Here is a 13574-nt window from a genome sequence, read left to right as displayed (position 1 = left end):
GCGTCAAGGTTGGCGCTTGCGCACGATGTGGCGATGTCGGGCGATCGTCGGCACCGGCCGATCGACGCGCACGTAGAGCCGGAACCGTTCGTCGCGATCGGCTGCGCGCCGGCCTTCCCAGACGAGCTTCCACGCGTAATTGAGCATCGGGCTCGGTGCGCTGAAGTCGGCGGCGTCTTGCCGCAGCAACACATCGCAGTCCTGACTGAACGAGAACTGCATATCCGCGAAGTAGGCGAACGACGCGAGCTGCGCATCGCCGAGCCTGACGGGCGAGATGCAGGTGTAATCGTCGGGCAGGTGTGCGGCGATTTGCAGCGCGACGTCGCGATAGGTCCGGCTGTAGTTGACCATCGGCAGCCAGAGGGTCATCAGCAGCACCCACATCAGCGTTGTTCCCGCACTCGAGAGGACGACGCTTCGCCAGAGCACCTTGGGATGACGGGCAATTCGCCAGCGCACGAGCATGAGCCAGCAAGCGGTCGCGGCCACCGCGCAGACGAACGACAGGAGGCTCAATTGCGGCACGAAGCCCGGCACGAGACGCGTGAGATTGCGCGCGAGCGGGTGTGGAAAACCGGTTTGCGCCGCGAGCCACACGAGCCAGACGAAGATGCCGAGGATCGAGAAGCTCAGCACGGCGAACCAATCGAACGCGTTGATCGCGCCGCGCTTGAGCGTTGGTAGCGCGAACGCGGCCAGCGTGGCGAGCGGCGGCAGCAGCAGGATATAGAGCCGGTTCGTTTGATGGCTTTGCAGTACGGCGAGGAACAGCAGCGGCAGCGCGACGGACACGGGAATCGCGATGTGCGGTTTGCGGCGCAGGCCGCCCCAACTGACCCACGACCAAAGTGCCAGCGGCCAAGCGGGCCACGTGAACAGCGGCAGGTTCTTGAGCGCGTAGAGCCAGACGTGCCCCGGTGGCGCGGAGAAGCGGTTGATGCTGCTGTTGATCCATTGCTCGATGAACCAGCGCGCGTCGTCGGGATAGGCGTGCAAGACGACGAGCGGCCACGTGAGCGATAGCGCAACCGCGAGCGGCAGCCCGACGAGCGGCAGCCACGGCGAGCGCAGTTCGGGCACGATGACGATCATCGCCAACGTGCTGACGAGCAGCGCGACGACGAGCATGGGATTGCCCGACGCCGCGAGCAGTGCGAGGGCGAACGCCCACCAAAGCGAGCCTTGTACCGGTTTGTCGGCGCCGCGCACGAGTCCGTAGACGAGCATGGCGACGCCCATGAATTGCGAGAGTTGCGGGGTGGTTTCGTGCCCGCGCTCGGCAAGCCCGAAGCAAGCGACGAGAATCAGCAGTGCGCCGTCCGCCAGTGTGCGTCCGTAGTCGCGCGGCTCCGGCTCGCCGCCGAAAGCGTACTTGAACGGCTGCACTTCGGCTCGACGGCCGAGAAGATAGGCGGCATACCAGACGAACGCGCACGTCGCGCAAAACAGCAAGCCCGTGGCGACTCGCGAGGCGTCGGCGGCATCGACCCACGGCGCGAGCGCGCGGATCGCAAGCGCGCCGAACCAGTAGCCGAGCGGCCCGTCATCGGTGATGAACTTGCCGACGAGATTGGGCAGCAGCCAATCGTGCGTGTGGCCGCCGGCCATCGTCCACATGACGCCGAAGCCCGCGGCATCCTCGTTCTTCCACGGATCGCGGCCGAAGAGGCCGAATGCCGCATAGACGATGCAAAGCGTGAGCAACAGCCAGCGCGGAAGCGCGCGCGTGGCGGAAGCGGTGAGGCGAACGACGGGTCTCATGCAGGCTTCGGATCTCGGACGGCGGTTGTTTTGCTCATGGAGCCGGGCGCCTCGGCGCGGACGATCCGGCATTGTAGTCGCGGCGAGCATTGCCCGCCATGCGATGCGCGCTGACGTCGATCGCACCAATAAAAAAGGGCAGCTTGCGGCTGCCCTTCGGTTCGATCCGGCGTGACGGCCGGGCGCATGGCTCGCGGCGCGTACTTACTTCGCGGCCTTGCCGGCTGCGCGCGCACCGAACTTCTTGTTGAACTTCTCGACACGGCCGGCCGTGTCCATGATCTTTTGCTGACCCGTGTAGAACGGGTGCGATTCCGACGAAACTTCGATCTTGGCAAGCGGATACGTCTTGCCGTCGAACTCGACCGTCTCGCGCGTTTGGATCGTCGAGCGCGTCACGAACATGAAGCCGTTCGACAGGTCGTGGAAAACGACTTCGCGGTAATTGGGGTGAATGCCTTCTTTCATGGTGTTTCCTTTGGTCTGTCGGTAGCCAACCCACGCGGGACCGCTGTGCGACGCGCCTCTCGTGTGTTCCGAAGTGTCTCAGAGTGTCTTGAAGCAGGCGAGCGCGTAGCGAGCCGAAGGCGCAAGCCACTTGCCTAAGGTCGAAAAACGGCGATTATGCCAGAAAATCAGGCGGTTGACGAATGATTCGTGCTTCGCGATGCATCCTTCGTACCGCCATCGGCTCTCGCCGCGCCGTGTGGGCCCGCCCCATGTCAGCCGGTGTTCTCGGGCGTGCGCGTGTTGGCGAGGACGCCTTTGCGGGCCGGATCTTGGCGATAGTAGCGCGCGAGCAGCCGGTAAAGCTCGGGGTATTGTGCTTCGAACGCCAGCGGTTGCACGAATAGCGCTTCGCTGCACACGGCGAAGAACTCGGAAGGGTGATCGGCCGCGTATGGGTCGATCAACGATTCGTGCTCGAAGCGTGCCCAGCGCCGGCGCGGAACGGCGTCCACGCGGGCGCAAAAACGGTCATAGGCATGATCGAACACGTCGGCCCAGGCTTGGGCGTCGAGCGGAGCATGCCAGCGACGAAACAGCGGCGGGTGGCCATCCGTTTCGCCCGTCAGCATGTCGATCTTATGCGCGAATTCGTGGATGACGACGTTGTAAGCGTCGCGGCCGTCCGTCAATTGCGCGTCTTCCCACGACAGGATGACCGGGCCGCCTTCCCATGCTTCGCCGCTCGCGTCGTGCTCGACTTCATGCACGATTCCGTCTTCGTCCTCGACCGTTTTGCGGATCACGAACTCGCCCGGGTAGACTGTGATGCCGACCCATCCCCGGTAGAGATCGAGGCTTAGATTCAGAACCGGCAAACAGGCCTGCACGGCGATGCCGACGATCATTGCGTCGGTGAGCGCGAGTTCGTGCGCGGTGGAGAATTGCTTGCGAGCGATGAACAGGCTCGTCATCTCGCGCAGGCGCACGAGATCGCCCGTATCGAGATGGCTGAGAAAGGGCAAACCGTCGAGCGTGGCCTGCCAGAGCGTATCGTCGATGGCATGCGCGCGCAGCGCGCGTTCGCGACAACGCGTATCGAGCCAGCGCGTGAGCGTGGAGAGCATCGGGGCGAGACGATTGTCGGTGAGCGCCGCCTTCGTTGCTGGACGATGGCGGCGCGGGTGCGTTAGCCGCCGCGGCGCATCAGATCGAAGAACTCTGAGTTGCTCTTCGTCTGGCGGATCTTGTCGAGCAAGAACTCCATCGCTTCGACTTCATCCATGTCGTGGATGAATTTGCGCAGCACCCAGACTTTTTGAAGAATCTCGGGCTTGATCAGCAGCTCTTCGCGGCGCGTGCCCGACTTGTTCAAGTTGAGCGACGGGTACACGCGCTTCTCCGCGAGGCGTCGCTCGAGGTGCACTTCCATGTTGCCCGTGCCCTTGAACTCTTCGTAGATGACGTCGTCCATGCGGCTGCCCGTTTCGATGAGCGCCGTGCCGATGATCGTCAGCGAGCCGCCTTCCTCGATGTTGCGCGCCGCGCCGAAGAAGCGCTTCGGGCGTTGCAGCGCGTTGGCATCGACACCGCCCGTGAGCACCTTGCCCGAAGCGGGGATGACGGTGTTGTAGGCGCGTGCGAGACGCGTGATCGAATCGAGCAGAATGACCACGTCGTGCTTCATCTCGACGAGACGCTTGGCCTTTTCGATGACCATCTCGGCCACTTGCACGTGGCGCGTGGCAGGCTCGTCGAACGTGGAGGCGATCACTTCGCCGGCCACCGAGCGCTGCATTTCGGTCACTTCCTCGGGGCGTTCGTCGATCAGCAGCACGAACAGCACGACATCGGGGTGGTTCTGCTTGATCGCGTGCGCGATGTGCTGAAGCATGACCGTCTTGCCCGACTTCGGCGATGCCACGAGCAGGCCGCGCTGGCCCTTGCCGATCGGGGCGATCATGTCGATGATGCGGCCCGTGACGTTTTCCTCGCCGCGCATTTCGCGCTCGAGCAAGAGTGGCTTGTTCGGGTGCAGCGGCGTGAGGTTCTCGAACATGATCTTATGTTTCGAGGCCTCGGGAGGCTGCCCGTTGACCTTATCGACTTTCACGAGCGCGAAGTAGCGCTCGCCGTCCTTCGGCGTACGTACTTCCCCTTCGATCGTGTCACCCGTGTGCAGGTTGAAGCGACGGATTTGCGAAGGGCTGATGTAGATGTCGTCCGTGCTCGCGAGGTACGACATTTCTGGCGAGCGCAGGAAGCCGAAGCCGTCGGGCAGCACTTCGAGCGTGCCGTCGCCGAAAATGGTCTCGCCGGTCTTGGCGCGCTTTTTCAGAATCGCGAACATCAGTTCCTGCTTGCGCAGGCGGTTCGCGCTTTCGATCTCGAGGCCATTCGCCATCTCGATCAATTGAGACACGTGCTGAGACTTAAGCTCGGATAAATGCATACGGAAATCCCGCCGGGGAGAAGATGCGACGAAAAGAAATGTGGGAGGAGAGTTGAGCGGAACCGCTCAGAGACTTATACGTCTTGAAGTCTTATGATTCTAGCATAGCACAGGCCAGGCGCCGCCCGATTATTGCCGTGCCGTGTGCCGAGCCTGTTGTCCGGTTGCAACAGGCTCGGCCGTTCCGTCATAGATGGCTGTCGAGGAATGCCGTCAATTGCGACTTCGACAGTGCGCCGACCTTTTGGGCCGCCACAGCGCCATTCTTGAACAGGATCAGCGTCGGGATGCCGCGCACGCCGAACTTGGCCGGCGTGGATTGGTGCTCGTCGACATTGATCTTGGCGATCTGAAGGCGATCGCCGTAATCCTTCGCGACTTCATCGAGGATCGGGGCAATCATTTTGCACGGGCCACACCACTCGGCCCAAAAATCGAGAAGCACAGGCTTGTCGGATTTCACGACGTCCTGTTCGAACGATGCGTCGCTGATGTGCTTGATTTGTTCGCTCATGTAAAAGTACCTCTTCGGGTTCGGGGCCCGCGTCTGAAATTGCTCGCCACGATACACCAAAACGGGAAATCGTTCCGAGCGCGTGCGATCGGCCGGACATGCTGGGAACGGGGGCGCTGGCTTCGCAGGAAAACGTGCGAGCCACTCGATGCCGAAGGCTCGCGCGGTTGCGGGTCGTCTAACGGTCATATTAGCCCAAATTGCTATGCGTCGTGCGAAGCGATAGCCACGACAGGCGCGCTGCCGCACGTGGGGGGATGCACGTGGATGCAGCGCGCGGTCGACGTCGCCCGCGCGCTGCATCGCGAAAGAAATCCGCTGGCAGCAGTCGCGCGTCGCGCGAAAGCGATGATAGAATGCGACGTGACGGGCCTCCTCGCATGGAGGGGCGGTCAACCTGGTCAGGTCGGGAACGAAGCAGCCACAGCCGTTTTCCACCAGTGCCGAGGGTCAGGCTCGTCACCTTCGCTTTTCTTCCTTGTTTTTCTTCTCTGCGTTTTTCACCGCGCTTCTTCGCGCGCTTCTTCGTTTTGTCTCGCCGATGCTCGGCATCGTTTCCGCATTTCCCTTTGCCTTGTTTTCAAATTGCCGCTGGGCTTGCCGTTCCGTTTTCCGGGTGGCGCTTTGCCGTGCTTCGCGCACGCGCGCAGTTGCATTGACGCCGCAGCGTTGCTGATACAATTTCGCGATGACCTATCAAGTTCTCGCACGCAAGTGGCGACCGAGGGATTTCGCCTCGCTCGTCGGACAAGAACACGTCGTGCGCGCGCTCACGCACGCGCTCGACGGCGCGCGTCTGCACCACGCCTATCTGTTCACCGGAACGCGCGGCGTCGGCAAGACGACGCTGTCGCGCATCTTCGCCAAGGCGCTCAATTGCGAGACGGGCATCACGGCCGCGCCCTGCGGCGTTTGCCGCGCATGTCGTGAAATCGACGAAGGGCGTTTCATCGATTACGTCGAAATGGACGCGGCGAGCAATCGCGGCGTCGATGAAATGGCCGCCTTGCTCGAGCGTGCGGTCTACGCGCCTGTCGATGCGCGCTTCAAGGTCTATATGATCGACGAAGTGCACATGCTGACGAACCACGCCTTCAACGCGATGCTGAAGACGCTGGAGGAGCCGCCGCCGCACGTCAAATTCATCCTGGCGACGACTGACCCGCAAAAGATCCCGGTCACCGTGCTTTCGCGCTGTCTGCAATTCAATCTGAAGCAGATGCCGGCCGGCCATATCGTCGATCATCTCGAAAAAATTCTCGCGGCCGAGCAGATCGTTTTCGAGCCCCAAGCGCTGCGGCTGCTCGCGCGGGCGGCCGAGGGCAGCATGCGCGACGCACTGTCGCTGACCGATCAGGCAATTGCCTATTCCGCCAATCAAGTGACCGAGGAAGCCGTACGCGGCATGCTCGGCGCGCTCGATCAGAGCTATCTGGTTCGATTGCTCGATGCGATCGTCGCCGGCGACGGTTCGCTCGTCTTGTCGATCGCCGACGAAATGGCTTTGCGCAGCCTGTCGTTTTCCACGGCGCTGCAAGACTTGGCGGGTCTGCTCCATCGTGTGGCCTGGGCGCAGTTCGCGCCGGCTTCCGTGCTCGAGGAGTGGCCCGAGGCAAGCGATCTGCGTCGATTCGGCGAGGCGCTGACGCCTGAGCAGGTCCAGTTGTTCTATCAGATTGCCACGCTCGGGCGCGCGGAACTCGGGCTCGCGCCCGACGAATATGCGGGTTTCACGATGACGTTGTTGCGCATGCTCGCGTTCGAGCCGGCGTTGCCGCCCGGATCGGGCCCATCGGGACCAGCGCCGAAGCGTGCCGGCCCGGCTGCTACAGCCATCGGCGCAGCCGGCCACCGCGCCGCGGACGTGCCGACGCAAGCGAACCGAGGCGCCATCGTTCATGGCGCCGCCAGCCCCGCCGCTTCGCGCCCGATACCGTTGGAGGCACCGACCGGCGCGTCGTCGATGCAGCCGCCCCGCGCGGAGCCGTCTGCCGCGCAGGCGCAGGCCGCGGCGATCGATGCCGGCAGCGTGGCCGAACGGCGTGCGCTCAGCGGCACGGAGTCGATTCCTGTCGATGCGGCAGCAGCGCAGGCCGCCGCTTCGTCCGCATCGAGTGCAGTCCGCCCGAGCGGCGAAGCTGCCCCGATGCCGAGCGAGGGTGTCGCACCGATTGCGGAGGCAACCGAATCGGTCGAACAAACTGCCGAGTCGAGCAAGCAAGCGACCGACACGACTGAAACGACCCGGCAAGCAATCGAATCGGTCGAGCAAACGGCGGAGTCGCCGCGCGCCCCAGCCATTCAGGCGGCGGCGCGCGTGGTGCCAATGCGCGGACCTGAGTCGAACGCATTGCCCGCCGATATGCCCGATGCGCAGGCAAGTGCATCCGCACCGCCTCAGTCCATGGCGCAGCCGCAGCCCGAAGAGCGTTCGCGCGCGGGCGGTGCGAGTGCCGCGCTCGATGTCTTGCGCAACGCCGGCTTGCGCGTATCGACCGATCGCAACCGAGCTTCGTCCAAGCCCGTCGCTGCGGTACCGATCAAGCCGGCGGTGCCACGCGCACCCGTCGCGGTTCCGACACCGCGCGCGCGCGCCGCCGAGCCCGAACCGGAGTCGGCGCGCTCGGCGCCGCCCGATATGGCGTCATCGTCCGCTCCCGCTCCGTGGGACGACATGCCGCCGCTCGACGACTATCCGCCGCCGTCATCGGAAGACGACTACTTTGCCGGGTCGCCCGACGAGGGGTTCGCGCCGGCGTTCGGCGTCGGGCCCGACGACGTGCGCCTGGGCGCGCGCTTCGAAGCGCCGGCGGTACCGGCGACGCCGGCCGTCGATCTCAGCAAGCTGCCTGCGCCTATTGCCCTTAATGCCGTAGGGTTCTCGGGCGATTGGCCGGCGCTTGCGAGCAGCCTCGCTCTGACGGGCGTCGCACACCAGTTGGCGTTCAACAGCGAGTTGACCGGGCTCGACGGCCAGACGTTCGTGCTGAGCGTCCCGGTGCCGCAATACGCGGACGCCGTGCAAGTGGCGAAATTGAAGGCCGCGCTCGCCGAGAAACTCGGCCAAAGCGTCGACGTGCGTGTCGCAGTCGGCCCAGCGCATCGGACAGCCGCAGTGCTCGAGGCGGCTGCGCGTGCGGAGCGGCAGCGCGACGCCGAGCGCGAGATCGGCGCCGATCCTTTCGTGCAATCGCTGATACGCGAGTTCGGCGCGAGCATCGTGCCGGACTCGGTAAGACCGGTGTCGCCCGATGCCGAGGCGGGAGCCGCGGCGCGCTGAGCGTAAGTCCGACGGTGCGCTGCCGGCCGCGACGAACGAGCGCTATATTCCCGATAACCCATTCGCGGTGTCGCCTCGGTGCGATGGCCGCATGCAACGTCCATACGATCAAAGGAGCACAGTCATGATGAAAGGCCAAATCGCAGGGCTCATGAAGCAAGCCCAGCAGATGCAGGAAAACATGAAGAAGATGCAGGAGCAGCTTGCGCAGATCGAGGTCGAAGGCCAATCGGGCGCCGGCCTCGTGAAGGTGACGATGACCTGCAAGAACGACGTGCGCCGCGTATCGATCGACCCGAGCCTGCTCGCCGACGACAAAGACATGCTCGAAGACCTCGTCGCCGCCGCGTTCAACGACGCCGTGCGCAAGGCCGAAGCGACGGCGCAGGAGAAGATGAGCGGCATGACGTCAGGCTTGCCGCTGCCGCCGGGATTCAAGCTGCCGTTCTGATAGCCGGCCGGGCCTGTACCGAGATGAAACAGCCTTCCGCTCTCGTTGCCCTCGTCGACGCGCTGCGCGCGCTGCCGGGCGTCGGGCCCAAATCCGCGCAGCGCATGGCCTACCATCTGATGCAGCACGACCGCGAAGCCGCCGAACGGCTGGGCCGTTCGCTGCTGTTCGCGACCGAGCATCTTCGTCATTGCGAGAAGTGCAACACGTTCACGGAGGCGCGCGTATGCGACGTATGCAGCGATGAATCGCGCGACGCTACGCTGCTTTGCGTGGTCGAGACGCCGGCGGATCAAATCATGCTCGAGCAGACGATGACCTATCGCGGTCTCTATTTCGTCCTCATGGGGCGCTTGAGTCCGCTCGACGGCATCGGCCCGAAGGAAATCCATTTCGATCGCCTCGTCAAGCGCGCGTCGGATGGCGTCGTCAAGGAAGTCGTGCTCGCAACGAATTTCACGAATGAAGGCGAAGCGACGGCCCATTACCTCGCGCAAACTTTGAAAGCGCGCGATCTGTCGGTGACGCGTCTCGCGCGCGGCGTGCCGGTGGGCGGCGAACTCGAGTACGTCGATGCCGGCACCATCGCGCGCGCGATGCTCGATCGGCGTTCGCTCTAGCATCGCGCGATGTCATTCGCCGTCGTCCGAACGGTTCTTGAGATTGAGAAGGAGAAGATCGACATGAGCGCATCGGCCGGCCCGCTCGCGGGCGTCAAGGTGCTCGAACTCGGCACGCTGATCGCGGGGCCGTTCGCCGCGCGATTGTTCGGCGAGTTTGGTGCCGAGGTCATCAAGATCGAGGATCCGAACGGCGGCGATCCGCTGCGCAAGTGGCGCATGCTGTACCCGGAAGTCGGCGGCACGTCGCTTTGGTGGGCGGTGCAAGCTCGCAACAAGAAATCGGTGACGCTCAACCTGAAGGCGCAGGAAGGCAAGCAGATTTTGAAGCAGCTCGCGCGTGAAGCCGACATCGTCGTCGAGAATTTTCGGCCTGGATTGCTCGAAAAGCTCGGGCTTGGCTACGACGTGCTGAGTGCCGAAAATCCCGGCCTCGTCATGGTGCGGCTCTCGGGCTATGGTCAAACCGGGCCGTACCGCGATCGGCCCGGATTCGGCTCGATCGCCGAGGCGATGGGCGGCCTGCGCCATATCACCGGCTACCCCGAGTTGCCGCCGCCGCGAATCGGCATATCGATCGGCGATTCGATCGCGGCGCTGCACGCGGTGATCGGCGCGCTGATGGCGCTTCACCATCGGCAGGCGAACGGCGGAAAAGGGCAGGTGGTCGACGTCGCGCTCTATGAAGCCGTGTTCAACATGATGGAGAGCATCGTGCCCGAGTACGGCGTTTATGGGGCGGTGCGCGAACGCACCGGCGCATCGCTGCCGGGCATCGTGCCGTCGAACACCTACCCGTGCAAGGACGGCAGCATCGTGATCGGCGGCAACAGCGATCCGATCTTCAAGCGGTTGATGGTGGCGATTGAGCGTCCCGATCTCGCCGACGACCCGGCGCTCGCGCACAACGACGGCCGCGTGCCGCGCACACGTGAGATCGACGACGCGATCGCCGCATGGCTCTCCGAGCGCACGATCGACGAAGCACTCGATGTGCTCAACGCTGCCGACGTGCCCGTCGGCCGTATCTACAGCGCAGCGGACATGTTCGCCGATCCGCAGTTTGCGGCCCGCAAGATGATCGAGCAGTTCAAGTGGCAAGACGGGCTCGACATCGCATTACCCAACGTCACGCCGAAGTTTTCCGATACGCCGGGCGGCACGCGCTGGCTCGGGCCGGCGCTCGGTGAGCATACCGACGAAGTGCTCACCGCGCTCGGCTACGATGACGCGGCGATCGCGGATTTGCGCGAACGCAAGATCGTCTAGTTTCGCGCTGGTTTTCGCCGGGCGCGTACGTGCATGCACGTGGATGCGAGCGAATCCGCGTGAATCGTCACGGCGTGATGACGATCTTGCCCGTCACGCGCCGCTGCGCCATGTCGATCAGCGCGAGCGGCGTATCTTCGAGCCGATAGCGCGCGCTGATGAGCGGGCGCAGCTTGCCTTCTCGCAGCCAGCGCGCAAGCTCCGCGAACGCTTGCGCGTTGTGCTGCGGCTCGCGTTTGGCGAACTCCCCCCAAAAGACACCGACGATGCTCGCTCCCTTGAGCAAGGCGAGATTCAAAGGCAGCTTCGGAATCTCTCCAGCCGCGAAGCCGACGACGAGATATCGTCCGCGCCAGCCGATGCTGCGGAAAGCAGGCTCCGCGAACGCGCCGCCCACGGGGTCATAGACGACGTCGGGGCCGCGCCCGTCGGTGAGCGCGGCCACACGCTCGCGCAGGTCCTCGCTGTCGTAGCGTATCGTCGCATCCGCCCCGTGCTCGCGCGCGGCGGCGAGCTTTTCGTCGCTGGAAGCGGCCGCGATGACGCGTGCCCCAATCGCCTTGCCGATCTCGACGGCGGCCAACCCGACGCCGCCGGCCGCGCCGAGCACGAGCATCGTTTCGCCGGCGCGCAGCGCGCCGCGGTCGATCACGGCGTGATGCGACGTCCCATAAGCGAGCGTGAACGCGGCTGCGGTGGCGAAGTCGGCATCGTCCGGCAGCGGCATGCATGCGTCGGCGGGCGCGAGCGCCTGTTCAGCGAAGCCGCCGACGCGCGTGAAGGCCGCCACGCGCATGCCCACGCGGACGTTAGAAACGCCCGCGCCCACGGCGCGGACGAGCCCCGCGACTTCCGAACCCGGCGTGAACGGGAGCGGTGGCTTGAACTGGTATTTGTTCTCGATGACGAGCACGTCCGGGAAATTGACGCTGGCGGCTTTGACGTCGACGACGACTTCTCCGGGCCCGGGTTGAAGATCGGGCAGCGTTTCGACCGTGAGCGTGTCAGGCGGTCCGTAATGGTGGCATCGAATGGCGCGCATAAGCGTGTTCTCGCAGGGCAACGACGCAGTGTAGATCAAGTCGAACGATCGTGCCTTTTCTTGGCGCGGAACGATTCGATGCGCCGGCAGTCGCCCGACCGTTCAGGCGCGCCCGGTCCTCGGTTACAATCGGCGGATGCGAATCCTACTGAGCAACGACGACGGTTATCTCGCGCCCGGAATCGAGGCGCTCTATCACGCGCTCAAGCCGCTCGGCGACGTGACGGTGATGGCGCCGGAGCAAAACTGCAGCGGCGCATCCAATTCGTTGACGCTTTCGCGGCCGCTCTCGGTTTGGCGATCGGCGAGCGGCTTTTACTACGTGAACGGCACGCCGACCGATTCCGTCCACATCGCGTTGACGGGCATGCTCGATCACATACCCGACCTCGTCGTCTCAGGCATCAACAACGGCCAAAACGTTGGCGAGGACACGCTCTATTCGGGCACGGTCGCGGCTGCCACCGAAGGCGTCATGTTCGGCGTGCCGGCGATCGCGTTCTCACTTGTCGAAAAGGACTGGGTTCATCTGGACGACGCGGCGCGCGTCGCGGCCGACATCGTTCGCCATTTTCTGTCCCACCCGCTGCCGTCGCATCCGCTTCTGAACGTCAACATCCCGAACCTGCCGTACGATGAACTCGGCGAGTGGGAGGTGACGCGCTTGGGCAAGCGACACCCGTCCCAGCCCGTCATTCGCCAAACCAATCCGCGCGGCGAGCCGATCTACTGGATCGGGCCGTCGGGCGCGGCGCTCGACGCAAGCGAAGGCACCGATTTTCATGCCCTGGCACACGGGCGTGTATCGATCACGCCGCTACAGCTCGATCTCACCCATACGCAGATGATGACGGCCACGCGCGAGTGGGCTCACGCCGGGCGTCGCGATTCATGACGAGCGAGCGCGCGAAGCGTTTTCCGCTCGGGCTCGCCGATCTCGAGCGCAAGCCGCGCGGCGAGCAGGCACGAGCGCGCCCGGACGAGCGCGTTCGCTCGCGGGAACCGCTCGCTGCGCGCCGAATTGACACGCACGCGTCGCATGCCGCCGACAAAATGGGCGCGCCCAACGTCCCGCTGACGAGCGCGCTTGCGCTGACCTCGGAACGGGTGCGCGAGCGGATGGTCGAACGCCTGCGAGGAAACGGCATCGCCGATGCTCGGGTGCTCGACGCGATGGCTGCGGTTCCGCGCCACATGTTCGTCGACCCGGGCCTGGCGGCGCAGGCGTACGAAGATGCGGCGCTGCCGATCGGCCATCACCAGACGATTTCGAAGCCGTCGGTCGTCGCTCGCATGCTCGAGCTGGCTGCCGCGGGCCGGACCGTCGAGCGCGTGCTCGAGATCGGCACGGGTTGCGGGTATCAAGCGGCGGTGCTGAGTCGCATCGCGCGCGATGTCTATTCGATCGAAAGGATCAAGCCGCTTTACGAACGCGCCAAGCTCAATTTGAGGCCGTTGCGCGTGCCGAACATTCGATTGCATTACGGCGACGGCCGCGTGGGCTTGCCCGCCGCCGGCCCATTCGATGCGATCGTGATCGCGGCGGCGGGGCTGGATGTGCCGCACGCACTGCTCGAACAGTTGGCCGTAGGTGGCAGGCTCGTTGCGCCGGTGGGTTCGCAGAGTGAGCAGGCTCAGGTCCTGACGCTCGTCGAGCGCGTCGCGCCAAGCCAGTGGCGGGAGTCACGCCTTGATCGCGTTTTCTTTGTCCCTTTAAAAACCGGAGTGATTTGAC

General features: G+C 64.5%; 13 protein-coding genes and 1 other RNA gene. 7 read left to right on the top strand and 7 right to left on the bottom strand.

The features are described from left to right. Positions 1–3: 3 nt before the first annotated feature. The 5 genes from J3485_RS10090 to trxA form a co-directional block, all read right to left on the bottom strand. Positions 4–1764: an ArnT family glycosyltransferase gene (locus J3485_RS10090; RefSeq protein ID WP_206952329.1), complete on the bottom strand. Its 1761-nt coding sequence runs from the start codon at positions 1762–1764 to the stop codon at positions 4–6. Positions 1765–1968: 204 nt separating this feature from the next. Beyond that, the gene (locus J3485_RS10085; RefSeq protein WP_206952328.1) at positions 1969–2232 is read right to left on the bottom strand and encodes a type B 50S ribosomal protein L31; all 264 of its coding nucleotides are present in this window, start codon (positions 2230–2232) and stop codon (positions 1969–1971) included. Between the two features lie 254 nt (positions 2233–2486). Further along, positions 2487–3338: a M90 family metallopeptidase gene (locus J3485_RS10080; protein WP_206952327.1), complete on the bottom strand. Its 852-nt coding sequence runs from the start codon at positions 3336–3338 to the stop codon at positions 2487–2489. A 62-nt stretch (positions 3339–3400) separates the two neighbouring features. Then, a complete protein-coding gene (gene rho, locus J3485_RS10075) occupies positions 3401–4663 on the bottom strand; it encodes a transcription termination factor Rho (protein ID WP_206952326.1) in 1263 nt (420 codons plus the stop codon). A gap of 187 nt (positions 4664–4850) precedes the next feature. Continuing rightward, entirely contained in the window at positions 4851–5177 is a 327-nt protein-coding gene (gene trxA / locus J3485_RS10070) for a thioredoxin TrxA (RefSeq protein WP_102647006.1), read from the bottom strand. A gap of 365 nt (positions 5178–5542) precedes the next feature. Here trxA and ffs point away from each other — a divergent pair. After that, positions 5543–5641, top strand: an RNA gene (gene ffs / locus J3485_RS10065) — signal recognition particle sRNA small type. Here the strand turns inward: ffs and J3485_RS10060 are convergent. After that, a complete protein-coding gene (locus J3485_RS10060) occupies positions 5637–5858 on the bottom strand; it encodes a hypothetical protein (RefSeq protein WP_206952325.1) in 222 nt (73 codons plus the stop codon). The two genes, ffs and J3485_RS10060, sit on opposite strands and share 5 nt — an antisense overlap. Positions 5859–5865: 7 nt before the next feature. On the opposite strand from J3485_RS10060, the gene dnaX reads away from it, so the two are divergent. The 4 genes from dnaX (at position 5866) to J3485_RS10040 (ending at position 10797) form a co-directional block, all read left to right on the top strand. Further along, positions 5866–8457, top strand: coding sequence for a DNA polymerase III subunit gamma/tau (gene dnaX, locus J3485_RS10055; protein ID WP_206952324.1), 2592 nt, complete (start codon positions 5866–5868; stop codon positions 8455–8457). Between the two features lie 124 nt (positions 8458–8581). After that, entirely contained in the window at positions 8582–8908 is a 327-nt protein-coding gene (locus J3485_RS10050; protein ID WP_206952323.1) for a YbaB/EbfC family nucleoid-associated protein, read from the top strand. A 23-nt stretch (positions 8909–8931) separates the two neighbouring features. Further along, positions 8932–9528 (top strand): recombination mediator RecR, encoded by a 597-nt coding sequence (gene recR, locus J3485_RS10045; protein WP_206952322.1) that lies wholly within the window; start codon positions 8932–8934, stop codon positions 9526–9528. A gap of 63 nt (positions 9529–9591) precedes the next feature. Then, positions 9592–10797, top strand: a complete 1206-nt coding sequence (locus J3485_RS10040; RefSeq protein ID WP_206952321.1) for a CaiB/BaiF CoA transferase family protein — start codon at positions 9592–9594, stop codon at positions 10795–10797. Positions 10798–10864: 67 nt separating this feature from the next. Here J3485_RS10040 and J3485_RS10035 read toward each other — a convergent pair whose 3' ends face one another. After that, entirely contained in the window at positions 10865–11839 is a 975-nt protein-coding gene (locus J3485_RS10035) for an NADPH:quinone oxidoreductase family protein (RefSeq protein WP_206952320.1), read from the bottom strand. 136 nt (positions 11840–11975) lie between these two features. Between J3485_RS10035 and surE the strand changes: the two genes are divergently transcribed. Both surE and J3485_RS10025 read left to right on the top strand, forming a co-directional pair. Continuing rightward, the gene (gene surE / locus J3485_RS10030) at positions 11976–12734 is read left to right on the top strand and encodes a 5'/3'-nucleotidase SurE (RefSeq protein ID WP_206952319.1); all 759 of its coding nucleotides are present in this window, start codon (positions 11976–11978) and stop codon (positions 12732–12734) included. Then, positions 12731–13573: a protein-L-isoaspartate(D-aspartate) O-methyltransferase gene (locus tag J3485_RS10025; protein ID WP_206952318.1), complete on the top strand. Its 843-nt coding sequence runs from the start codon at positions 12731–12733 to the stop codon at positions 13571–13573. Before surE ends, J3485_RS10025 begins: the two co-directional genes overlap by 4 nt. Position 13574 lies beyond the last annotated feature (1 nt).

Source organism: Trinickia acidisoli, from assembly GCF_017315725.1.
GTDB classification, from domain to species: Bacteria; Pseudomonadota; Gammaproteobacteria; order Burkholderiales; family Burkholderiaceae; genus Trinickia; species Trinickia acidisoli.
Note: the sequence above shows the minus strand (reverse complement) of the source record. Positions and strands in the feature narration are given on the sequence as shown.